20 protein-coding genes are annotated in these 24,295 nt (G+C 30.6%); 1 reads left to right on the top strand and 19 read right to left on the bottom strand.

The window, feature by feature from the left end; translation table 11 throughout:
• Window positions 1-27: 27 nt before the first annotated feature.
• The 15 genes from acsE to BLP75_RS12615 all read right to left on the bottom strand — a co-directional run bounded on the left by acsE (window position 28) and on the right by BLP75_RS12615 (window position 17,971).
• On the bottom strand, window positions 28-840 hold the full coding sequence (gene acsE / locus BLP75_RS12685; RefSeq protein WP_092726614.1) for a carbon monoxide dehydrogenase/acetyl-CoA synthase methytransferase subunit: 813 nt from the start codon (window positions 838-840) through the stop codon (window positions 28-30).
• Between the two features lie 50 nt (window positions 841-890).
• Window positions 891-2,267, bottom strand: a complete 1,377-nt coding sequence (gene acsC / locus BLP75_RS12680) for an acetyl-CoA decarbonylase/synthase complex subunit gamma (protein WP_092726611.1) — start codon at window positions 2,265-2,267, stop codon at window positions 891-893.
• Window positions 2,268-2,297: 30 nt separating this feature from the next.
• A complete protein-coding gene (gene acsD / locus BLP75_RS12675) occupies window positions 2,298-3,242 on the bottom strand; it encodes an acetyl-CoA decarbonylase/synthase complex subunit delta (RefSeq protein WP_092726609.1) in 945 nt (314 codons plus the stop codon).
• A 19-nt stretch (window positions 3,243-3,261) separates the two neighbouring features.
• Entirely contained in the window at window positions 3,262-4,032 is a 771-nt protein-coding gene (locus tag BLP75_RS12670) for an ATP-binding protein (RefSeq protein ID WP_092726607.1), read from the bottom strand.
• A gap of 62 nt (window positions 4,033-4,094) precedes the next feature.
• Window positions 4,095-5,492: a dihydrolipoyl dehydrogenase gene (gene lpdA / locus BLP75_RS12665; protein ID WP_092726605.1), complete on the bottom strand. Its 1,398-nt coding sequence runs from the start codon at window positions 5,490-5,492 to the stop codon at window positions 4,095-4,097.
• Between the two features lie 109 nt (window positions 5,493-5,601).
• Window positions 5,602-6,483 (bottom strand): methylenetetrahydrofolate reductase, encoded by an 882-nt coding sequence (locus BLP75_RS12660; RefSeq protein WP_092726604.1) that lies wholly within the window; start codon window positions 6,481-6,483, stop codon window positions 5,602-5,604.
• A gap of 31 nt (window positions 6,484-6,514) precedes the next feature.
• Window positions 6,515-7,192: a methylenetetrahydrofolate reductase C-terminal domain-containing protein gene (locus BLP75_RS12655; protein ID WP_092726602.1), complete on the bottom strand. Its 678-nt coding sequence runs from the start codon at window positions 7,190-7,192 to the stop codon at window positions 6,515-6,517.
• 27 nt (window positions 7,193-7,219) lie between these two features.
• The gene (locus tag BLP75_RS12650; RefSeq protein ID WP_092726600.1) at window positions 7,220-8,092 is read right to left on the bottom strand and encodes a bifunctional 5,10-methylenetetrahydrofolate dehydrogenase/5,10-methenyltetrahydrofolate cyclohydrolase; all 873 of its coding nucleotides are present in this window, start codon (window positions 8,090-8,092) and stop codon (window positions 7,220-7,222) included.
• Between the two features lie 94 nt (window positions 8,093-8,186).
• Window positions 8,187-8,819 carry a cyclodeaminase/cyclohydrolase family protein gene (locus BLP75_RS12645; RefSeq protein WP_092726599.1) on the bottom strand — a complete coding sequence of 211 codons (633 nt, stop codon included), beginning with the start codon at window positions 8,817-8,819 and terminating at the stop codon, window positions 8,187-8,189.
• A gap of 92 nt (window positions 8,820-8,911) precedes the next feature.
• Window positions 8,912-10,588 carry a formate--tetrahydrofolate ligase gene (locus BLP75_RS12640; protein ID WP_092726598.1) on the bottom strand — a complete coding sequence of 559 codons (1,677 nt, stop codon included), beginning with the start codon at window positions 10,586-10,588 and terminating at the stop codon, window positions 8,912-8,914.
• Between the two features lie 148 nt (window positions 10,589-10,736).
• Window positions 10,737-11,516 carry an ATP-binding protein gene (locus BLP75_RS12635; protein ID WP_092726596.1) on the bottom strand — a complete coding sequence of 260 codons (780 nt, stop codon included), beginning with the start codon at window positions 11,514-11,516 and terminating at the stop codon, window positions 10,737-10,739.
• A gap of 226 nt (window positions 11,517-11,742) precedes the next feature.
• Window positions 11,743-13,662 (bottom strand): anaerobic carbon-monoxide dehydrogenase catalytic subunit, encoded by a 1,920-nt coding sequence (cooS, locus tag BLP75_RS12630; protein WP_092726594.1) that lies wholly within the window; start codon window positions 13,660-13,662, stop codon window positions 11,743-11,745.
• Window positions 13,663-14,041: 379 nt separating this feature from the next.
• A complete protein-coding gene (locus BLP75_RS12625) occupies window positions 14,042-14,953 on the bottom strand; it encodes a bifunctional enoyl-CoA hydratase/phosphate acetyltransferase (RefSeq protein ID WP_092726592.1) in 912 nt (303 codons plus the stop codon).
• Between the two features lie 107 nt (window positions 14,954-15,060).
• Window positions 15,061-16,203: a tetratricopeptide repeat protein gene (locus BLP75_RS12620; protein WP_092726590.1), complete on the bottom strand. Its 1,143-nt coding sequence runs from the start codon at window positions 16,201-16,203 to the stop codon at window positions 15,061-15,063.
• A 13-nt stretch (window positions 16,204-16,216) separates the two neighbouring features.
• The gene (locus BLP75_RS12615; RefSeq protein ID WP_092726588.1) at window positions 16,217-17,971 is read right to left on the bottom strand and encodes a B12-binding domain-containing radical SAM protein; all 1,755 of its coding nucleotides are present in this window, start codon (window positions 17,969-17,971) and stop codon (window positions 16,217-16,219) included.
• Window positions 17,972-18,137: 166 nt separating this feature from the next.
• Here BLP75_RS12615 and BLP75_RS12610 point away from each other — a divergent pair, with 166 nt between their 5' ends.
• A complete protein-coding gene (locus BLP75_RS12610) occupies window positions 18,138-18,338 on the top strand; it encodes a hypothetical protein (protein ID WP_092726586.1) in 201 nt (66 codons plus the stop codon).
• Window positions 18,339-18,342: 4 nt separating this feature from the next.
• Here the strand turns inward: BLP75_RS12610 and BLP75_RS12605 are convergent, their stop codons facing one another.
• The 4 genes from BLP75_RS12605 to BLP75_RS12590 form a co-directional block, all read right to left on the bottom strand.
• Entirely contained in the window at window positions 18,343-19,269 is a 927-nt protein-coding gene (locus tag BLP75_RS12605) for a hypothetical protein (protein WP_242872431.1), read from the bottom strand.
• A gap of 231 nt (window positions 19,270-19,500) precedes the next feature.
• Window positions 19,501-21,201 (bottom strand): arginine--tRNA ligase, encoded by a 1,701-nt coding sequence (argS, locus tag BLP75_RS12600; protein WP_092726582.1) that lies wholly within the window; start codon window positions 21,199-21,201, stop codon window positions 19,501-19,503.
• Between the two features lie 93 nt (window positions 21,202-21,294).
• Window positions 21,295-21,738 (bottom strand): 2-thiouracil desulfurase family protein, encoded by a 444-nt coding sequence (locus tag BLP75_RS12595; RefSeq protein ID WP_092726581.1) that lies wholly within the window; start codon window positions 21,736-21,738, stop codon window positions 21,295-21,297.
• Between the two features lie 130 nt (window positions 21,739-21,868).
• Complete coding sequence (locus BLP75_RS12590; protein ID WP_092726580.1) at window positions 21,869-24,247, bottom strand: endonuclease MutS2; 2,379 nt, start codon at window positions 24,245-24,247, stop codon at window positions 21,869-21,871.
• Window positions 24,248-24,295 lie beyond the last annotated feature (48 nt).

Genomic DNA, 24,295 nt, shown 5'->3' with positions numbered 1-24,295 from the left:
CCTATGTGTTGTCAAAGACTCTATGAATTATGCGTTAAATGCAAATCCACCTTCATTTAATTCTAAGTAAGAATCTGCGTATAAAGAAGCATTTCTTATTATGTCACAAGACTTAACTGTTCTCATTAATTCTTCATCACAAGGATTTACTATAGCTGAACTAAATCCATTTGCCATAGCCATTGCTAACCAAGCACTATCAAGTATTGGTCTTACATGTTTAGGACAACCGTTAGATACATTTGATAATCCTCCAGTTGTTAATAATCCCATTTCAGACATCATTCTTATAGACTCTAAAACATCCATTTGTTGGTCTTGCATTCCTTTTATAACTAAGCATAATGGGTCAAATAACATATCTTCAGCTTCTAATCCTGCCATTAATCCTCTTTCTAACATTTCTTGACAATAAGCCATACGTTCATCATTATCTTTAGGTATACCTTCTTTAGCACATAAAGCTATAACTCTAGCTTGATATTCCCCTGCTAAATCTATTAAATCTATTCTTCCGCCTGCATCTGCAGAATTTATTATTGCTTTTCCATTTATAGGATTATATACCTTAAGTCCAGCTTCTATAGCTTTTCTATTTGCTGTATCTAATGCTAATGGTACATTGTTAAATTCATTTTGAAGTAATTGAACTCCCCAAGTCATTAACTCTTCTCCATCTTTTTCTGCAGGACCTATATTAAAATCTATATAATGAGCTCCAGCTTCTAATTGCTCTTTTGCTCTTTTTAATATTGCTTCAGGATTTCTTTCAGCTAATGCCTTTCTTATTACTGGCGATATGCAGTGTATTCTTTCACCTATAATCATAAATTTTTCCATTATTATTATCCCCCTTTATGGATTTTTAATAGTCTATAAGTTCATTATTCCTAAGCGTTTGCTAAAGCTTCATCTTTTTTAGCTTTATAATCTTTTAAGAATTTAGGTATTTCCATAGATTCTTCTGTACCTATTATTACGTTCCATCCTGGTAAACTATCTTCTATATCACCTTTAAGTACTGCAACTTTACCTGGTATTATTAAATCTCTATTCTTAGTCATTTCTTCTACTTTAGATTCTTTTATGAAGTTAGCTATTGAACTTCCGCTAAACTTACCTGCAGACCAAGCTGTTAATACTGAGTATCCTCCAGCATCTGGTATTGCTAACCATACAGGAACTTTAGATCTTTCTACGTCTCCTGATACTATGAAGTAAGTTAATGCAAAGTCAACAGTAACTATTACTGGTGAATTTTCATCTGGGTTATTTATTGGGTAAACTTTTGGCTCAACTCTCATTGGTTTTTGTGGGTCAGTGTATATATTTTGTCTTAATGCAAATAATGATAATGCTTTTGCGTAATCTATGTCATCTATAACTATTATAGATCCATATTTAACTGTAAACATTGAAGATAATGCAACTTCCATCATTGGTTTATCTTCTGATAATTTATTTGCAAATACTATTGATGGGTATCCAAATGTTCTATCTTGTTCTTTTAAAGCTATTCTTCTAACTTGAACTGCATTTGTAAATGTATCTTTTATATTTTCTCCAGTCACATCTAATATTAATTCTCTATATCCTGCAGCTTGTATTGCCTCAACTGTAGTATATAATTCTTCTAAACTAGATGCTTTAACTCCTAGAGCTAATTTATCTTCTTTTACTACATCTATCATAGCTTGATAGTTGTCTTTAGTAGCTCCATAAACTACTGGTTTTTTATCTTTTAATATTTCAACTGCTTCTTTAGCTATAGCTGGATCTTCACAAACTAATATGTAAGATAAATCTAATCCGCTATCTTTAACTTTATTTACTACTCTTAAGAAGCCATCTTTATTTTCAAAGTATTCTATAAGAGCCATTTCCGCTCTCATTTCTTCACCTATTCTTATATAGTTAACAGCTTTCATATTTGCAAGTTTTGCATCAACTTCTTCGTCAGTCATGCACTCACAAAATGCTACTGCATATCTATTTCTATTAACTAATGTTTTTTCATGTCTGAATAATACAGTTTCTCCACCTAATTCATATTCAGATTTTCCTGATCCAACCTTTACAGTTCTCATTAATGGTGCAGTTGCCTCTGATAATTTTGCTAATGATTCATCTGACATATGTGGACATTTACCTATTTCTACAGCTCCTGATGCAACTTTCATACAGAAAGCCATACAAGTTGGAAATCCACAATCCTTACAGTTTTTCTTTGGTGTTAATTTAAATATATCTAAAGCTTTTAGTGCCATGATTTTTTTCCCCCTAACCTTACAATTTAATTAAGCTAATGCGCTAACTAATTCTTTTACAGTTTCTATTGATTCTGGATGACGAAGTATAACTGCGTTCGAACCACCAACTAATGAACTTACAGCTGTTGATATTTCCATAGCTATTCCTCTTTTTTCTACACATCCCCAAGCTGGTTCATCTTCTTCACTTGCTATAGATTCTTTAACATGCCATGTTTCGAAAGAAACTGGAGTTATTATAGGCATTTGTAATGATTTATCATTTTGACCAAATGCAGCAAGTCTAATTCTATCCATAGTTGATGCAACATACTCGTATCCATAACCAACAGCTGAAGCGCCTACGTTCATAACTATATTTTCAGATTTTACTCCTAATTGAGTTAATAAAACGTTTAATTGCTTAGCTAGGTTTATATCAACTGATGATTCAGCTGATACTTTATGATTGTAAGCCATAGTAGTTGCTGCTCCTACAGCTTTATAATTATCTTCTGTAGCAGATAAGAATAAGCAATTGTTTCCATCTACTGCTTGAGCAACCTTTTCAAATACTTTTCCATCTTTTTCATGGTTTCCACATCCAGATATAACTAAAGGTAAACTTATTGCATCTACAACTTGCTTAACTATTTCAGCACATTCTTCTGGAGTTTTATCTAATCCATTTGGATCAGCACTTTCAAGCTTTAAGCATATAAAATCTGCTTCTGTATTTTCTTCTACATGCTTAGCCCATTTAACTGGACAGTCACAAACTTCTTTATACATTTCTTTAAATGAATCAGTCCATCCTTCTGGATAAACGTCAGTTATTTCTATTCCTACTTTTTGAGTGTTTCCTGCTTCTCCATCAAAGTTATAAAACGGTAATATATTTTCTCCACCTATTTTTATTGCTTTTTCTCCTGTCCCTATTTCCACTTCTGATACTTTACCAGAATACTTTTGAACAGACATCTTAAATGCCATAGTTTTTTCCCCCTTAAGCCTATTTTAATTCTAATTTGGCCATTATATCATTTATAGCCATTTTAGCGTGTGAATCTTCAGGTAATTTCACCAGTGGTATTCCCGAAGAGTCATACTCATATATCATCTCATCCATAGGAACTACTCCTATAAGATTTAGATTATGCTTTTCTATTTCTTCTTTTATACCTTCATTTAAAACACCATTAGGTACTTTATTTATTATTAAGTATATATCTCCTACACTTAACTTAAGTTCTCTTGCTAAGTCTCTTATTCTTGCAACAGCTTGAACACTACGTCTTGCACAGTCACTAACTAATAGTAATTTATCTATATGCTTAGTAGTTTTTCTGCTTAAATGTTCCATTCCAGCTTCATTATCTATAACTAAATATTCATAAGCATCTGAAAGTTTATCAGTTTGTTCTCTTAATATTCCATTTACATAACAGTAACATCCTTCCCCTTCAGATCTACCCATTACCATTAAGTCGTATCCATCACCTTCAGCTAAACAAGTGTTTAATCTGTATTGTAAATATTGAGCTTTCGTCATACCTCCTGGAAAAGCATTCCCTTGTTTTTCCCTTTGGTTAACTTCTTCTCTAATTGCACCTATAGTTGTTTCAACCTCAATGCCTAATACCTCATTTATGTTTGCATTAGCATCTGCATCTACAACTAATACTGGTCCTTTTTTATTTACTGCTAAATAATTAATTAAAAGCCCTGTAAGACTAGTCTTACCAGTTCCACCTTTTCCTGCTACTGCTATATTATATCCCATATCTAAGATTTCCCCCTTTGTTTGTCAAGACAGAGCTTTTAAACTTACTCTGATCTTTTTTCTTATGCTTTAGCCTTTGCTACTTTTGGAGCGGCATGTATACATTCCCCATGTACATCATGTAGAGCTTCCATTAAACCTTCAGATAATGTTGGATGAGCATGTATTACGTCTCCTACTTGCTCTACTGTTAATCCTAAATGTATTGCAAGGGATAATTCTGTTAATAGGTCTGTAGCATGAGGGCCTACAATAGATGCTCCAACTATCTTATCTTCACTATCAGCAAGCACTTTTATAAATCCTTGGAAGTGACCTATAGCTTGAGCTTTACCTAATCCTCTAAATTCAAACTTACCTACGTTGTATTCTAAACCTTCAGCTTCTAATTGCTTTTCAGTTTTTCCAACTGCTGCTACTTCTGGTTCTGTATATACACATCTTGGTACTGCAGTGTAATCAACAACTTTATTTTTACCAAAAGCGTTTTCTACAGCTACTATACCTTCTTTAGAAGCAACATGTGCTAAGAATGGAGTATCTATTAAATCTCCTATTGCATATATACCTTCTACATTAGTTTGTAAGTTTTTATCTACTACAATTTTACCTCTATTAAGTTCTATACCTATTTCTTCTACCCCAGAACCTTCAAGATTTGGCTTTCTACCTATTGCCAGTAATACATACTGTGTTTTTATCTCTTTTCCATTTGAAAGTGTAGTTACTACTTCGTCTCCTACTACTTCACATTTCTCTATTCCACTATCTGTTAACACTTTAATTTTATCCTTTTTGAACTGTCTATGCAACTGTTTTGCAACATCTTTGTCTTCAAAAGCTAATATTTGATCTCCTCTATTAACTATAGTCACTTCAGTTCCTACAGTTCTTAAAAATTGACCAATTTCACACCCTATAACTCCGCCACCAATTATAAGCATAGACTTAGGTAATTCTTCTAATCCTAGTACTTCATCACTAGTTATTATTCTTTTTTTATCATATGGGAACATAGGAAGCACTACAGGAACAGATCCATTAGCTAATATTATTTTATCAGCATTTATGATTTCTTTTGTCCCATCTTCTTTAGTTACTTCTATAGTATTTTTATCTACTAATTTTCCGAATCCATTAACTAATTTTACGCCTCTTTTTTCAAATAAAAATTCTATTCCACCTATTAACTGACTAACTATCTTATCTTTTCTATTCATTATAGCTTTAAAATTAGGTTTAACTTCGCCTTCTATATCTATTCCAAAGTCTTTAGCTTCGTTTATATTCATTAACATTGAAGAAGATGCTAATAATGCTTTAGTTGGTATACAACCTACATTTAAGCAAGTTCCTCCTACTCTTCTTTTTTCTACAACTGTCACTTCTGCACCAAGCATGGCAGCTTTTATTGCTGCAACGTATCCACCTGGTCCGCCCCCGATAACTGCTATTTTCATATGTTTTTCCCCCATTTGTATGTAATAAAATCTATATCTATCCTATTACTTAGATTTCTTAATCTAAGTAATAGGATATTAAAGTCTAAATTGTATTTTAATTTATATTTTATAACCCTGCTGCATCTAATATAGCAGGAACATTTTCTTCAGCCCCTATTGCCATTATGTGAACTCCATCACATAAGTCTTCATCTATTAATTGTCTGATAAATTCTCCAGCCATTTTTATACCTTCTGATACCCAATTTTCTTTTCCTGCAGCTCTAAGTCTTTCTATTTGATCATCTGGAACAAATATTCCTGGAACATTTGCAGTCATGAATTTAGCCATTCCTGGAGATTTTAAAGGTACTATACCAGCTAGTATCTTACAGTCCATATCTTTAGTTAATTTTCTAAATTCTCTCATGTGTTCTATATCATAAACAGCTTGAGTTTGGAAGAATTTAGCACCAGCCGCTATTTTTTTTCTCATTTTTAATAATTGTACTTCTATTGGAGCATACTCTGGAGTTACTGATGCTCCTAAGTAAAACTCTGGAGAACCTTTTAATTGATTTCCAACTAAGTCAGTCCCTTTCATTAATGTTTCAGCAGTTTGAAGTATACCAACAACATCTAAGTCAAATACTCCTTTAGCTTGTGGATGGTCACCAACTACTGTATGGTCTCCTGTTAAAGCTAGCATATTATTTATTCCAAATACACCAGCAGATAACATTTCACCTTGTATTGCTATTCTATTTCTATCTCTTCCAGTCATTTGTATAACTGGTTCTAATCCTACATCTTTTAATAACTTGCAAGTAGCAAGTGAAGTTGTTCTCATTACTGCAGATTGGAAGTCTGTTACGTTTGCTGCATGAACTCTCCCTACTAATGGTTTTGCACACTCTATTAAGTGAGATAAGTCAGTTCCCTTTGGAGGTGCCATTTCAGTAGTTACTGCAAATTTTCCGCTTTCTAGTGTTTCTCTTAATAAGCTCATTAAAAAATCCCCCTTTTAACCTTTTATAAGCTTAAGCTTGTGCTGTAGCTTCTTCTTCTTTTTTCTTTGTATTTAAATGTCTTGGATTATTTTGTTTAGAATAATCCTTCATAGGTCTTATTTCTATCATGTTTTCTAATTGATCTATGTCTTTTAATCTTTCATATATCATTATCCATGCACAGTCATTTTCTGGGCTTATTTCACACTTACCATTTTTAGCTCCACCACATGCACCATTTATTAATCCTTTAGCACACATAGTTACTGGACATATTCCTCCTGTCCATCCAAGCTCACATTCTCCACAAGCCTTACAAGACTCTTCAAATTCTCCAACTCTCTTTGTTTCCCCGATAAACATAGTGTTGTTAGCTGGATAAACTGGTAATTTTTTTACATTTTTAACTATTGTTTGTGTTCCATCTCCACAAGCTAAAGATAAAAGAGCATCTGCTTCTTTTAATTCTTCTTTTAAAACTTTTAAGTCTTTTTTAGATTTTAAAAGATTACAGGCTGGATCTAATAATGTATATCCTAAAACAGTTTTGCCTTCTGCTTCTAAAGCTTCTTTCATTTTAAGAACTTCTTCTTCTCCACCACTCTTACAAGTAGCAGCACATTGATTACAACCAACTAAAACAACTTTCTCAGCATCTTTTAAAAATCCTAAGATTTCTTGCATTGGTTTATTTTCAGAAATTATCATCCCTATTCCCCCCTAAAACTTTATCTCTTATTTGTTGTTTTGTAACTTACAAGCTTTAACTACATGTTTAGCAAGTATAGATGTAGTTACAGAACCTACTCCTGCAGGAACTGGAGTTATCATAGATACTTTATCAAGTACTGCATCAGTATCAACGTCTCCGCATAATTTACCTTCTTCATCTACATTTATACCAACATCTATAACAACTGCTCCTTCTTTTACGAAGTCTTCTTTAACCATTTTAGCTCTACCTACTGCCGCTACTAAAACATCAGCTTCAGATGTTACCTTAGCTAAATCTTTAGTTCTAGAGTGACATATAGTTACTGTAGCATTTTCATTTAATAAAAGCATAGCTGCTGGTTTTCCAACTACCATACTTCTTCCAAGTACAGCTACTTTAGATCCACTTAATGCTACATTATAGTGTTTTAATATTTCAACTACTGCAGTTGGTGTGCATGGAGGGAATCCTGTTTTATCACCTTCCATAACCTTAGCAGAGTTTATTGGGCTGAAACTATCTACGTCTTTTTCTGGTGCTATTATATATTTTATAGCTTCTTCGTCTAATTGCTTTGGAAGAGGTCTAAAGCATAATATACCATTAATATTAGTATCTTCGTTTAATCCTTTTAATGTTTTAACATACTCTTCTTGAGTTACATCTTCTGGTAATTCTACAACTTGTGTTTGTATTCCTGTACTTTCGCATCTCTTTAATGCTCCTCTTTCATAAGCTAAGTCGCTTCCATTTGCTCCAACTCTTAATATAGCTAACTTAGGATTTATACCCTCTTTAACTAATTCATTAACTTCTTTTATTAAAGTTTCGCTTATTTGATCTGCTACTGGTTTTCCTTTTATTATTTGTCCTTTAGTTGCAGTTATTTCCATTGTTTCAACGCCCCCTAAAAATTATTTATAAAAATTTATATAATATATACCTAAAAGGTATTTGTTTTCTTCGTTAATATAATTTAATAAAATATTACTTACCTAAAGCTTTTTCAACTTTAGCATAAACTTCATCACAGATTTTAACGCCTTCTTCTACTAGACTGTCTACCTCTGTTTTTACTTTATTAACATATTCTTGATCTTTTATAGAATTTATATTGATAACAACATTTAATTGTCCGCTAAGTATAGCAGCTCTTAAACATTGAACTCCAACACCTACATCACTTATAGCTAATTTCGAACCTTTATCTACTAAGTCCTCATGTAGCTTTATTGCATCATAGCAAACTCTTACTATGTTTATAGGTACTTCACAAGCTACCTTTAATGCACTTTCCATAGTTTCTTCTTTTATCTTCTTTTCTTCCTCTGTTGATGTTGGAAGACCATAAGCTTTTGAAAGAGGTAGGAAATTTTCTGCATCTTCATCTATCATATTTAATAGTTTTTCTTCTATTTTTCCTGCCTTAGCAAGTATTTCTTTTACGCTTTCTTCATATTCAGCGTATTTTTTCTTTCCTATAGTTAAGTTGCATACCATACTGCCTAAAGCCATACCTATAGATCCAACTAGAGCTGCTGCTCCACCGCCACCAGGCACTGCTGCTTTTGAAGCTAATACTTCTACAAACTCAACACAAGTTTTTTGAGATATCTTCATTATTTTTCCCCCTTGGATAATCTGAAGGTATTATATTATGTATACAGTAGGGTGTAGAAATATCTACACTCTACTATTTTTTAATTTATTTATTAGAATAATCCTGAAATTACTCCATTTTCATCTACATCTATTTTTTCAGCTGCTGGAACTTTTGGAAGTCCTGGCATCTTCATTATTTCTCCAGTAAGAGCAACTATAAATCCAGCACCAGCTGAAACAGTTAATTGTCTTACTGTTATTCTAAATCCTGTTGGTCTTCCTAATTTAGTTTGATCATCAGTTAAAGAATATTGAGTTTTAGCCATACATATTGGCATATTTCCAAATCCTAAACCTTCTAATCTATCTAATTCTTTTTTAGCTTGTGGAGTAAAGTCTACGCCATCAGCTCCGTATATCTTAGTAGCTATAGCATTTATTTTTTCTGCTATAGTTAAATCATCTTCGTAACAGAATTGGAATTCATTTGGTTGGCTAGTTAATCTTACGATTTCTTTAGCTACTTCAATTCCACCTTCTCCACCTTTTGCCCAAACTTGAGATAATGCAACATTAACACCTAGTTCTTGACATTTTTGTCTTACTAAGTTAACTTCTGCTTCAGTATCAGTTGGGAATTCATTTATAGCAACTACTGCTGGTAATTTATATACTTGAGTTATATTTTCAACATGCTTTAATAAGTTTGGAAGTCCAGCTTCTAAAGCTTCTAAGTTTTCATTGTTTAATTGATCTTTTGGTACTCCACCATTGTATTTTAATGCTCTTACAGTAGCAACTATTATAACAGCATCTGGCTTTAAGTCTGCCATTCTACATTTTATATCTAGGAATTTTTCAGCACCAAGGTCTGCACCAAATCCACCTTCTGTTACTACATAGTCAGCAAAATGCATTGCCATTCTTGTAGCTATAACTGAGTTACAACCATGAGCTATATTTGCAAATGGTCCACCATGAACAAATGCTGGTGTTCCTTCTAATGTTTGAACTAAGTTTGGTTTTAAAGCATCTTTTAATAATGCTGCCATAGCTCCATTAGCCTTTAATTGTTCTGCAGTTACAGGTTCTCCTTGGAAGTTGTATCCAACTATTATTCTTCCTAATCTAGCTTTTAAATCAGTTATATCACTTGCTAAACAGAAAGCAGCCATTACTTCTGATGCAACTGTTATATCAAATCCATCTTCTCTAACTACACCATCTGCTCTTGCGCCTAAACCATCCACAACATTTCTTAGTTGTCTATCGTTCATATCAACGCATCTTCTCCAAGTTATAGTTCTAGAATCTATTCCTAATGTATTTCCTTGGTGTATATGGTTATCAAGCATAGCAGCTAATAAGTTATTAGCAGCTCCTATAGCATGGAAATCTCCTGTAAAGTGTAAGTTTATATCTTCCATAGGAACAACTTGTGCATATCCTCCACCAGCTGCTCCACCTTTAACACCAAATACAGGTCCTAAAGAAGGCTCTCTTAGTGCAACTAATACATTTTCTCCTAATTTAGATAATCCATCAGCTACACCTATAGTAGTAGTAGTTTTTCCTTCTCCTGCTGGAGTTGGGTTTATTGCTGTAGTTAATATTAACTTAGCTTTTTTACCACCATTATTTCTTTTTAATAGGTTATAATCAACTTTAGCTTTATATTTTCCATATAATTCTATGTCATCTTCCCCTAAACCTAGCTTTTTAGCTATCTCTCTTATATCTTGAGGTTGAGCCTCTTGTGCTATTTCTATATCAGATTTGAATCCCATACTTGAATCTCCTCCTAAAAATTAAATATTTAAATAAATTTATATGACACTACGTATATCTATTATATTTTTGGAAATACTTGATATGTAATAGTGTTTATTAAGCCAACCATCAAGGTTAGTTGATGGCCAGCTTATTAACTTTTAATTACAAGTTTTGCAACTGCATTAATTTTTGCTGAATTGCTTTAACTTGACCTCTTGTTTCTTCACTTGTGTCATATGGAGATTGGTTCGCTCTGTCTGAATTTATAACATCATGGTTATAATAAATAAAACCTAATGCTTCTCCATCTTCTAGATTAGAGATTATAAATTCTTCATCCTCTTTATTTCTAATTTTATTACCTACAACAAATACTTTTTTGACACCTATATCATTCCCTAGCTTTTTAACTTTTCTATAAGTTTGTAGACTTCTTTCACCTGGTTCAACAACTACTATAAATGCATCTACACCTGAAGCAGTTCCTCTACCTAAGTGTTCAATTCCTGCTTCCATATCCATAACAACTACATCTTTATTTTGTAGTATTAGATGAGAGCATAATCTTTTTAATAATACGTGTTCTGGACAAACACATCCAGATCCACCTGAATCTACTGTTCCTAAAGTTAGTAATCTGACACCATTATATTCTTTACAATAATTTTCTGGAATATCATCTACTTTTGGATTCATTTTGAACATTTTTCCAAATGATCCTACTGATGCAGCAGTTCTATCAGATACTAATTTTTTCATTTCTGATATGGGAACTATTGAATCATATACCTCTCTAGGGAAACCTAGTGCTAAAGCTAAATTTGCATCAGGATCGGCGTCTACAGCAACAACTCTATACCCGTCTTCAGCAAACATTCTAGATAACATTGAAGAAAAAGTCGTTTTACCTACTCCGCCTTTACCAGTTATTGCTATTTTCATATTATACCACCTTTTGTCATCTTCAACCGTATTAAAGTTGATTATTTTTATGTTTTGCCTTATTTTTTTATCTTTTTTGTTTATATTTGAGCATTCTACTTTAAACTGTTAAATTTTTGTTTTTTTATACGCAAATAAAACTATAGTTAGTTCTTCTGGAACTCATTTTGTTCAATACTAACTTTTCAAAGTAGTATGCATAGTTTACTTAATTTCTATTTAATTTCTAAGCTTCTGCATTAGCCATCATTTTTTCTTCTACTAATTTTTCAAAGTGAACACGTTTTTTCTCTATGTCGCTTATTATAGTAGCTGCTAATTCATGACAGTTTTCATTAACTGTAAATTTAGCCCCAACTTTTTCCTCTAGCTCTCCACATAGTATTTCAACTGCTCTTGATGATCCTGTTACTGGAGGCATTATACCTAAGTATGTATCTATACCTGATGCAACAACATAGCAACCTATAGCTACTGCCTTTTCAGACATCCATTCTGGAGCTATACCAACTGCTGGTATATCACACATATCCATATCTAAATAATTAGCTACTGCTGCAACAGTTTCTAATATACGGCTTATATCAACACAAGATCCCATGTGTAAAACTGGTGGAATACCAACTAATTGACAAACTGTTGCTAAACCTTTACCAGCATATTTTTGAGCTGCATCTTCATCCATTAATCCAAATTTAGCTGCTGCTTGAGCTCCACATCCTGTAGAAACAACTATGATATCATTTTTAATTAATTCTTTCATTATAGTTACATGAGCTTCATTTGAAACACCTTTAGCATTGTTACATCCAACAACTGCTGCTGCTCCTCTTAATACTCCTGATTTTAAACAGTCTACTAATGGCTTAACTGTTCCTGCAGGGTCTATTTGAGAGTTTACAACATTATCTAATTTGTTGATTACAGCTTCAACACTAAATCCAACTGTAGCTGCTGATTTTAGTTCTGGTATAAGAACTTTTTCTTTATTTCTATTTTTAAAGTTTAATACTGCTTCTTTTACTATTTTCTTAGCATCTTCGTATGCATTTTCTTCTGTAAATTCTATATATGTTGATCCTGTTATTTTTGCTTTTGGAGAAGTTGTTACGAATTTTGTATGATAGCAATCAGCAACTTTTGCTAATGCTGGGAATATACATTGAACATCAACTATCATAGCTTCAACAGCGCCAGTTACTAAAGCAAGTTCTTGTTGGTGGAAATCTCCTGCGATTTTAACACCATGTCTCATAGTAACCTCGTTACCTGTACAGCACATACCAGCTAAGTTTATACCGTCAGCTCCTACTTCTTTAGCTAACTCTAATAACTCTGGATCTTCTGCTGCTAAAACTATCATTTCTGATAATGAAGGCTCATGTCCATGTAGTAATATATTTACCTTGCTTTCCTCTAATACAGCTAGGTTAGCTTCTGTTCTTCTTGGTGTTGGAGTTCCAAATAGGATATCACTTAAACGTGTTCCCATCATAGATCCACACCATCCATCAGCTAATGATGTTCTTAATGATAAGTGAATTAAACTGTCTATGTCAGCCGTACACCCTATATGAGTTGAATGCATTATTGTAGCTATTTCTCTATCTATAGCTCTAGGTTCTATTGCGTATTGTTTCCAAACTTCTTGTCTCTTTTTAGGAGCATATTTTAAAAATCTTGATACGCCATGTGGTTTACCAAACTCCATTAATGCTATATCTGCAACTTCATGAGCTATATCATAGATATCTCTGTCTTCTGTCTCTACATCCCAATCCTTTGCTAATGCTATTAATTTTGCTTCGTCTCTTATCTTATAGTTACCATCTCTACTTGATAGTGCTAATGTATGAGCTATATCCCTTGCATGGTCAGAGTGAGCTGCTGTTCCTCCAGCAACCATTCTTGCAAAGTTTCTACCTACTATAACATGCTCGTCTGCTCCACATAACCCTCTAGGAGTTTTTGGACTTATTCTACATGGCCCCATTCCACATATTCTACAGCAGTTACCTTGAAGACCAAATCCACATTGAGACTTGAACCCAAGTTTTCTGTCATACATTGTCTCTACGCCATCTTTTTCAGCCTTATCTAACAAGACACGGCTATTTAAATCGATAGTTAACATTTTTTTATCCATATTCCTATCCCCTTTTTTTCTTGATTTTTAAGTCCTCAGGTGATAAAAAATTATGTCCATTGTAAAACCTTTTTTTATGAATTGCCTACTTTGATTATATACTAAATCTTGTTAAATTGATATTGATTTCAGTATTTTTTTAACAAAATTAGTTACTAAAATATAATTTATTTGTAAGATAAAATATATTTAAATTTTAATTAAATCCTTAATAATAACGTATTTTTGTTATTTTTTTATCATTCGTATTTGTCATTAAATATTGTAATTATTTTAACTTTGTAAATTCATTCAAAACCTTGTCAAAACGTTTACCTTATTCAATTTTAATTATAGTATTAATTTTCCAATTTGTATATATGATTTTTAAAGTAATCCATTATTTCATACTTTTGGCTACCAATGCTCCATATGCAATTGAATATAATTTTGATTCATGGCTATCTGCTCTTGATACTAAAACAATTGGTGCCTTTGCTCCCATTATTATTCCAGCAGATTTTGACTTAGCCATATATGTAAATGATTTACCTATTCCATTTCCTACTTCAATAGTTGGTACTACTAATATATCAGCATCTCCACTTACTTCACTTTTAAATCCTTTTATTTCACTTGCTTCTTTAGATACAGCTAAATCAAATGCTAAAGGACCTTCTACTAATACATTTTCTCCAAATTTCCCCTCTTTACATGCCTTCTGAAGTAAATCTGCATCAACTGTAGCTTGCATTTTTGGATTTACTTTTTCTTTTGCAGCTAAACATGCAACCTTTACTGTTTCCATTCCTAAAGATTTTGCAGCTTGAATAGAGTTTTTAACTATTTTTTCCTTTTGATCATAATCTGGAGCTATATTCATTCCCCCATCTGTCAATAATAGCAACTTGTGATAACTTTCAAGTTCATATATCATAACATGACTTAATAGACTATCAGTTCTAAGACCATAGTCTTTATTTAATACTGACTTTAAAAGTACTGCTGTATCTAGCAACCCTTTCATAACAAAGTCAGCTTTTTTGCTTGATACTAATTCAACTGCTATTTTAGCACTTTCTTCTATTGATTCAGCATTAATTATTTCTATTCCTTCTAAACTAAATCCTATTTCTTTAGATATAGCTTTTATCTTATCAGCTTGTCCAACTAATATAGGTTTTATTATTTCTTTTTCTACTGCATCTTTTATTGCTATCAAAACTTCTTTATCTTCTGCTGCAGCCACTGATAATATTACTTTATCATTTCCCTTAAGCTTAGCTAACATGTCTTGTAAATTCTTTATCATATTAATGCCCCCCCATTTTATATCTATTTAAATAATAGCATATTTATAACAAAAAAGACTTCTAAATTTAGAAGTCTTTTTTATAATGTATCTTTCTATTATTTAAATTATCTATAGTTGTCTAATTCTTTTAAACAAGCTACTGTTATTTCATCCTCTGGATTTAATTCATAAGCTCTCTCTATATAATAAATAGCATCATCTAAATTGCCGTTATTTAAATATGCCATTCCTAAATTACAAAGTATCTCAGGATCTTCTTTTATTTTTGCTGCTGTTTCAAAATGTTCTATAGCTTTTTCCATATTAAATGTAGCAGCTTCACATAGACCTAATTCTACTATTGCATCAACTTGATGAGGTTTTATTATTAATATTTTTTCAAAATATTTTTTAGCCTCTTCTACTTCATTCATTTCTTTATATGCTAGTCCTATCATAAATAGTAAGTTCCACCAATCAGGATGATCTTCTTCTAAAGGTAGTAGTTTTTCTAATCCTTGTTCTGGTTTTCCTTGGAATATTAGATTATATCCTTCTTCATACTGAACTTTAAAATCCATTTTACCTATATTATCTTGAACTTCAGCACATAAATCTGCATCTAGACCTAACTTTAAAGCTTCTTCCCATATTACTTTAGATTTAAGATATTGACCTTGATTATAGTAATGGTATCCTAAATGATAATAAGCAGGTGCAAATCCATCTTCTAATTGAATAACTTTTTCTAATTTTTCTAAAGCATCTAATAGGAATTTATTCATTGCATTATTATCCATATCTTTTTGATATTGTTTAGCTACTTCCTGACATACTATAGCATAATGATATAGTCCATCTATATCATCTGGATACATAGTTATTAGGGCTTTTAAGTATATTAATGAATCTGTATATTCACCTATATCAAAATACTTCTTAGACATATAGCCCATATATGATTTTAAATCTAAATCTATTTTTCTACAAAATGCATCTAAGAATTTTTTGTATTCATCATTATTTTTAAATTGACTATCTATACCAATTATAAATACCATGGCATCAGCTATAGACATTGCATTTATATTATCTTGAGCTGTTTTCTCTTTTATACCTTTTACTAATACTTCATTTTTTATAGGTACATCTAGTCCGCCTTTTGGAATATCATATCCATCAACTTTGAATTCTCCGTCATGCTTTATTTTTATAAAAGCTAACTCTTCAGCTTTTTTTAATATATATTTTTCTATTTTGAATTTCATACTAAATCTCCTTTTATATTTCAACTGTATAAGCTTTCGATTTTTCAAATACTTTTTTATTATCATACACAAATAATATTACATTTTCAACTTTTTCGACATTACAATTTATGTCTGCCTTTAATTTTAATATATCAAAACTAAATGGCTCAAAGTGTACATGCTTTATTATTTGCTTAGCAGGTGTATTTTTAAACTGTGGTAAATACTTAATTGTATTTTCTTCATCTTGTAAAAATACATGACATCTATTTTTAAAATCTTCCATCTCTAGCTTGTTAAAGAAATTAGGTATATTTGATGTTTTTCCAAGTGATATATAATCATATTTTAATATATCATTAAACAATTCTGTATCCTTATTTATTACATCATTATAAAAATCTAATAGTATTTTATATAGTTGGTTTTTTCCTTGTGCCATGTCAAAGTATCCATTTTTATCAAAGTAAGTTGCAAAATCTTCAAAGAATTTAAACGGACTTTCTTTATAATAGTTAAAAATTATATATCTCATCGATAGTACAAAGTTTTTCGAATTATAGTATTTTTCTAATATTTCTTCGATATCTTTTAACTTTAGTATTTCAGCATAACTTATATAATCATTATATAAAACTTCATATGGTGGATAATCCTTATATCTGTACCCATGCTGATTAGATGTTTTTCTTATGCCTGTACCCTTTATCATCTTTAAAAATCCTAATTGCAGATGTTCTATTCCTAAATTAAAAACATCATTAAATGATTTTTCAAAGCTTGTATAATCTTCATATGGTAATCCTGCTATAAGATCTAAATGTTGATGTATATTTCTATATGATGCTACTTTTTGAACTACATAAGATAATTTTTTAAAATCATCTCTTCTACCTACAGCATCTAATACTTTTTGGTTAGTAGTTTGTACACCTATTTCAAATTGGAATAACCCCTCTTTACAGTCAGATAAAAAATCTAACATATCATCGTCTAATAAATGAGCAGTTACTTCAAAATGATATGTTGTATAATCATTATCATTTTCCATTAAAAAGTTCATTATCTCTTTTGCAAATTCTTTATTTGCATTAAATGTTCTATCTATAAACTTTATTTGAGAAACTCTTGCATCAATTAAAGCTTTTAAATCTCTCTTTACTCTATCTATACTGAAATATCTTAGTCCTTTTAAAGTTGATGATAAGCAATACTGGCAATTAAAAGGACATCCTCTAGATGTTTCATAATAAACTATTCTATTCTCATACTCTTTAGGATCTAAATTTTCGTATGGACTAGGAATTTCATCTAAATTTTGTAATAGTTCTTTAGGTCTGTTTGTAATTATTTCGTTTTTGTCCCTATAAACAATGCCTTCTACATCATTAATTTTTTTAGTTCCTTGTAAATACATTACTAAGTCTCTAAAAACTAATTCACCTTCACCGCATAGTATATAATCTACAAATTTATATTTTTGCATAGCAGCTTCACTATCGTATGTTACTTCTGGTCCACCTAAAGCTATTTTTGTATTTGGTTTTATTTTTTTTATGTTATCACATAGTTTAACTATATCGTTAATGTTCCATATGTATGTAGAGAATAATATCATATCATAATCATTTTTATGTATATCTTTTAGTATATAATCTAAATCATTATTAATAGTGTATTCTTTCAAATCTACATCAACTAAGTCCTTAACAAACTCTTTTAAATATCTGATGGCTAAATTTGTATGAATAAACTTTGAATTTAGAGTTGTTAATAGTATCTTCAATTTTTTCACCTCTTTTTAAATATTAGTATATATTTTTGCCCTAGTCTTAGGTTAAAATAGTATATGTAATATCCTATCAAAATTTTCTTTAATAGAAGGTATTTACATATATTTTGTAGAATATAATAGCATTATAAGTTTATCTGAGTTTAGAAAGGAAGTTATTATGGAATTAATTGATCACGTATCTATCAACGCTTTATCAAAAAGAGATTTATTACTTATAGTAAAGGCCCTAGAGTATACAAATGAAAATACTGGCCTTAACGATTTTATCGATCTTAGAAATAGTATAATAAAAGAATTATGTTTCTTAACTAATACTACTGAAGATCAATTTGTTGAGTATCTAGAAACTAATAATTAGATTATTATGATTTTCTAAATTTCAATTCATATATACCAGACTTAGCTTTTATAGTCATATTAAGTATATTATTATTAAAATTCTTTGATACTATTGTTATTTGATTAAATATAGGGTCTAGTGCAGATTCTCCAGTTTCAAGCTTTATTAAACTTCGTGGGTCTGCTTTTTTATCATATATTTTTTTATTGATTTTATATTTTCTCAATTTGATAATGTATTCAGACATCGACAACACAAAATCTATATTGTCTATATTAAGATTTTCTTCTTCTCCTAATATAGATAGTATAGATTTTTTTATACTTATAATTCCATCATTTTCTATATCTCTATTTTCTATATAAATATCATATAGTATATTTAAAACACTACATAATATTTTTTCCTCATTATAATCCTCTATTTTTAAATCTATATACTTGTCTATCTCTTGTATTGCTTTTATTCTTGCCATTTGAAACTTTATAGTATTCATTTTATCTAATTCAATAGAAAATCCAATTATTCTTTGCTTTGAATCTTGAAGTAATTCTTCATATTTTATATTTTTATCTTCTATTATTTTATGAATAACATTATTATATACCACTGCACTTAATATATATTCAAATAAATAATCTTCTCTCTTTAGGTATTTAATATACTTATTTACCATATCTATAATTACTTCTTCACTTTTTAATATATTAGTATTAGATAGTATGATTGGCAATAATATATTTAATATATTGTTGTATATAGGTTTTTCGCCATAATAATTATAATAAATAAGTTCATCTTTTAATCTATTATTATCTATATAAACATATCTTTGTGTGGCATCATCAACTAAACATTTCGTATTTATTATAAGTAAGTCTTTGAGTCCATTATCATTGATATCAAATGCACTTATATATGCTTTTTTGATTATATCATCTTTCATCATATTACCTTCCTTATGTAATACTCTATAATAATTATTTTTATCTTCTATTGTATTTAATATACTTTTTTAAGACTTTCTAAAAAAAAAGAGACAGCTTACAAGCTGTCGTTTATACAGGGGGATAGTAGTTCACAAAAAGATTATGTTTTCTACTATCTACTTTAATTATACGATACTCCATTTTTAGATGTAAAGCATCAGTTTTCGACATCCCTGTATTATTTTATATTATTACATTCTTTCTGGTGCATGCATTCCTAATAACTTAAGTCCATTTTCTATAGATTGTCTAGTAGCTGCAACTAAAGCAAGTCTTGCTTTTCTTAATTCAGCATCTTCAACTAATATAGAATTGTCATGATAGAACTTATTAAATGCTTGAGCTAAATCTAACACAAATCTAGTTATTACATGTGGTTCATTCTTTCTTAAACCAGCTACTATACACTTATTGAATGATGCTATAACTTTTAATACTTCCGCACTATCAACATCATTTAATAATTCATAATTTATATCTGTAGTAACTTCTTCATTAGCTTTTCTTAAAACTGCACAACATCTTGCATGAGTATATTGTACATATGGTCCTGTTTCTCCATCAAAGCTTAATGTTCTATCCCATGAGAATGTGTAATCTTTTATTCTACTGTTAGATAATTCTTGGAATACTACCGCTCCAACACCTACTTGCTTAGCTATTTCATCAACATTTAAAGCATTAGGGTTTTTAGCAAGCATTGTTTCTTTAGTTTTTTCTATTGCTTGTTTTAGAACATCTTCTAAGAATACAACTCTACCTTTTCTTGTTGACATTGTTCCATTTTCTAATGCAACCATACCGAATCCTACGTGAACTAAATTTTTAGCCCATTCAAATCCCATAAGTTCTATAACTTTAAACCATTGCTCAAAGTGTAAGTTTTGTTGAGAACCAACTACATAAACACACTTATCAAAGTTATAAGTTTCATGTCTATATATAGCAGCAGCTAAGTCTCTTGTCATGTAAAGTGTTGAACCATCATTCTTAGTTATAAGTGCTGGTGGCATTTTGTATTCTTCTAAGTCTACTATTCTAGCACCTTTAGACTCTTTTAAAAGACCTTTTTCATTTAACATATCTATTACTCTTGGCATTTTATCTGAGTAGAAACTTTCACCTGCTAAAGAATCAAATTCTATGTCTAATAAGTCATAAACTCTGTTGAATTCCTTTAAACTTTCATCTCTGAACCATTGCCATAAAGCAGTTGCTTCTTCGTCACCATTTTCTAACTTAGTGAACCATGCTCTTGCTTCATCTTCCATTTCTGGATGTGCTTCAGCTTCATCATGGAATTGTATGTATAATTTTAGTAATTCTGGTATTGGACTTGCTTCTACAGCTTTTTTATCTCCCCACTTTTTGAAAGCAACTATTAATTTACCGAACTGTGTTCCATAGTCTCCTAAGTGGTTTATTCTTGTTGTATTGTATCCTTGAGATTCATACATTTTGTATAAAGCATTACCTATAACAGTAGTTCTTATATGTCCTATGTGGAAAGGCTTCGCAATGTTTGGAGATGAGAATTCTACTATAACATTTTCTCCTTTTCCTATATCGCTACGTCCATAGTTTTCTTTTTGTGTTAATACATCTTTTATAACACTTTCCGCTAATTGAGATTTGTTAACGAAGAAGTTAACATATCCACCCATTGGCATTACCTTAGCTATACTACCTTTAGCTTCTATTGATTCAGATAATTCAGCTGCTATCATGTTAGGAGCTTTTCTAAATACTTTTGCTAATTTGAAACAAGGGAATGCAAAATCTCCCATGTCTTTGTTTGGTGGTACTTCTATTAATCCAACTATTTCTTCAAAAGATAAGTCCTCTATCTTTTCTTTTAAGCATTCTGCTATTGATAATTTAAAATCTTGCATGCATTTTCTCCTCTCTCTTCCTCTTATTACTTTATGGTAAATCAATTTCTGAGTTTTTTCAAGTTATTTACTACATTTCCTGACTATATTTTCTTATATTTCCTTTTCACTTATTACTTTTATTCCATTATGTTTTAATAAGGATGTAGTAACACCGATTCCATCTCTTTTTTTACCTGTAAATGTTCCATCATATATATAGTTAGAACCACACGATGGACTTCCTTCTTTTAATATTGCTTCTTTGCAATTATATAGTTTAGCTATCTTTAAAGTTTCGTTAGCACCTAACTTAAATTTTTTAGTTACATCTAACCTTTTATTAGTTATTACGCTCGTCTCTCCATTAATAACCGCATCACCATCTAATCTTATTATTTCAGATGGATCTCTAGGGGTACTCATACCACCTAACTGCTCTGGACATACAATTATAAATTCTTTATCCTTTAAGTATTCTAATACCTTAAAATCTTTATTATTGTCGCCATTATACTTACAATTTATTCCAAGTAAGCATGCTGATACTAGTATCATCTTTTTTCCACCTTAGTTAATTTATTATAATATCATTATGTAGTAACTTAATAGTATTTAACATTATTTAAGTTATAGCAGTAAAAATTCTTTTTAATTTTACCACTATAACTTAGTATTTATAAATAGTTTATTTTAATGTAACTATGGTTACTCCAGCTCCACCTTCACCATATTGACCACCTCTTTGAGATTTTACATGTCTGTTACGCTTTAAAATATCTTGTAAACCTGATTTTAACACTCCAGTACCAATTCCATGTATTACTGTAACTGATTCTAATCCTGCTACATATGCATCGTCTAAATACTTTTCTACTTCCATAATTGCTTCTTCTAGATTCATACCTCTTAAATCTACTTCACTCTTAACTCTTCCTGATTTAGATTTAATTATATTTCTTGTTGATTTTGTAACTGTAGTTTTAACATCTTTCTTAATTCTCTTTAAAGATTTAAATGGTAAGTTCATTTTCATTATACCAATTTGTACTACAGCTTCTTTTTTGTTTTTATCCACAGATACTACAGTACCTTGTTGATTTAATGTTATAACTTTTACTTCTTCTCCTGCTTTTAAATCTTTTATTTCTTTATTAGCAACCTTAGGAACTATCATACTTTTTACAGTTGGTTGTAAACTTCCCATAGAACTTGACAGTTCTTTTCTAAGAGCTTCTATTTGTTGGTTCTTTTCTTTAGACGCTTTTTCTTCTTCTAAAGCTCTAAGTTCTTTTATTATGTTATCAACTTCTTCTTTAGCTTGTCTAGTTACTCTAAACGCCTCTTGTCTTGCTTGTTCCATTATTTTTTCTTTTTGAGTTGTTATTTTAGAAATTTTTTCATCATACTCATTTTTAAGTCTCTCAATTTCTAATTTTAACTTTTCAGCTTCTTCTCTTTCTTCTATTGCTTTGATTCTATTTTTCTCAACATTTTGAAGTACATCTTCTAATGCTATGTTATCCGTATTTATAAACTCTTTAGCTCTTGTTATTACATAATCACTTAATCCCAATTTTTGAGATATTTCAAATGCATTAGATTTACCAGGTACACCTATAAGTAATCTATATGTTGGGCTTAAAGTATCTAAATCAAATTCAACTGCAGCATTTTCTACTCCATCTTTTGTAAGAGCATAGTTTTTTATCTCACTATAATGTGTAGTTGCTATACATTTACCGCCTGCCATATGAACATCTTCAAGTATAGCTATAGCTAATGCTGCACCTTCTATAGGATCAGTTCCCGCTCCCAACTCATCAAATATAACTAACGAATCTTCAGTAACATCTTTTAATATAGAAACTATATTTGTCATATGAGATGAGAATGTTGATAAACTTTGCTCTATACTTTGTTCATCTCCTATATCTGCAAATATATTATCATAAACACACATACTACTTCCAAAATCAGCTGGTATGTGTAATCCACTTTGAGTCATAAGTGCAAATAATCCAACAGTTTTAATTGTTACAGTTTTACCACCTGTATTCGGACCTGTTATTACTAATGTATGGAATTCTCTACCAAGATATACAGTATTAGGGACAACTTTATCTTTTTCAAGCAATGGATGTCTTCCATTTTTTATATTTATATATTTATCTTCGTTTAATGTAGGCTCTACAGCTTTCATTTGAATAGATAATTTACCTTTAGCAAAAGCAAAATCTAACCTACCTAATATCTCTTGATTTGAAAGTAATTCCTCACAAATTTCACCAACCATAGCAGATAATTCGGCTAAAATTCTTTCTATTTCTTCTTGCTCTTGTAATCTTAATTGTCTTAATTCATTATTCATATCAACTATACTCATTGGTTCTATAAATAATGTAGCTCCTGAAGAAGACTGATCATGAACTATACCTGAAACTTGTGATCTATATTCAGCTTTTACAGGTACAACAAATCTATCTCCTCTAACTGAAATTATTGCATCTTGTAAATATTTCTGATATGTAGTAGATGATATTATTGAATTTAATTTCGATCTTATTGATTGATTTTTTTGGACTATTCTTCTTCTAACATCTCTAAGTGTACTAGATGCATTATCTGATATTTCTACTTCACTTATAATTGCATTAAATATGGCATCCTCAATATCTCTATAAGTATATAAAGAATTTGATAATGACTGAATTATTGGAAAATTAAAATCCTCTTCTTCAGAAGAAGATAAGTTATTTTTTAATATCCTAGCAACTCTTAAAGTATCTGCAATCATTATTAAGCTACCTGGATCTAATGAAGAACCTACATTAGCTCTTTTAGCTTTATCTTCTATATCATATATGCCTTGTAAACCAATTCCACCTCTTTTTATAAGGATAGCCTGAGCTTCACTCGTTTCTTCTAATGAAGATTTAACTTCATTATAATCTGAACTTGGTGTTAGCTTTTCTATATATCTCATACCTAATGAAGATGAGGCTTTGCTCTTCAATAGATCTATTATTTTGTTGAATTCTAAAACTCTTAATGCTTTCGGATTCATGATTCCTCCTTTTAAATATCTATTTGTTATTATGATGTGTTTTTTGAG

This window comes from Romboutsia lituseburensis DSM 797 (assembly GCF_900103615.1).
Lineage (GTDB): Bacteria > Bacillota > Clostridia > Peptostreptococcales > Peptostreptococcaceae > Romboutsia_F > Romboutsia_F lituseburensis.
This window is presented reverse-complemented; position numbering and strand designations above follow the sequence as displayed.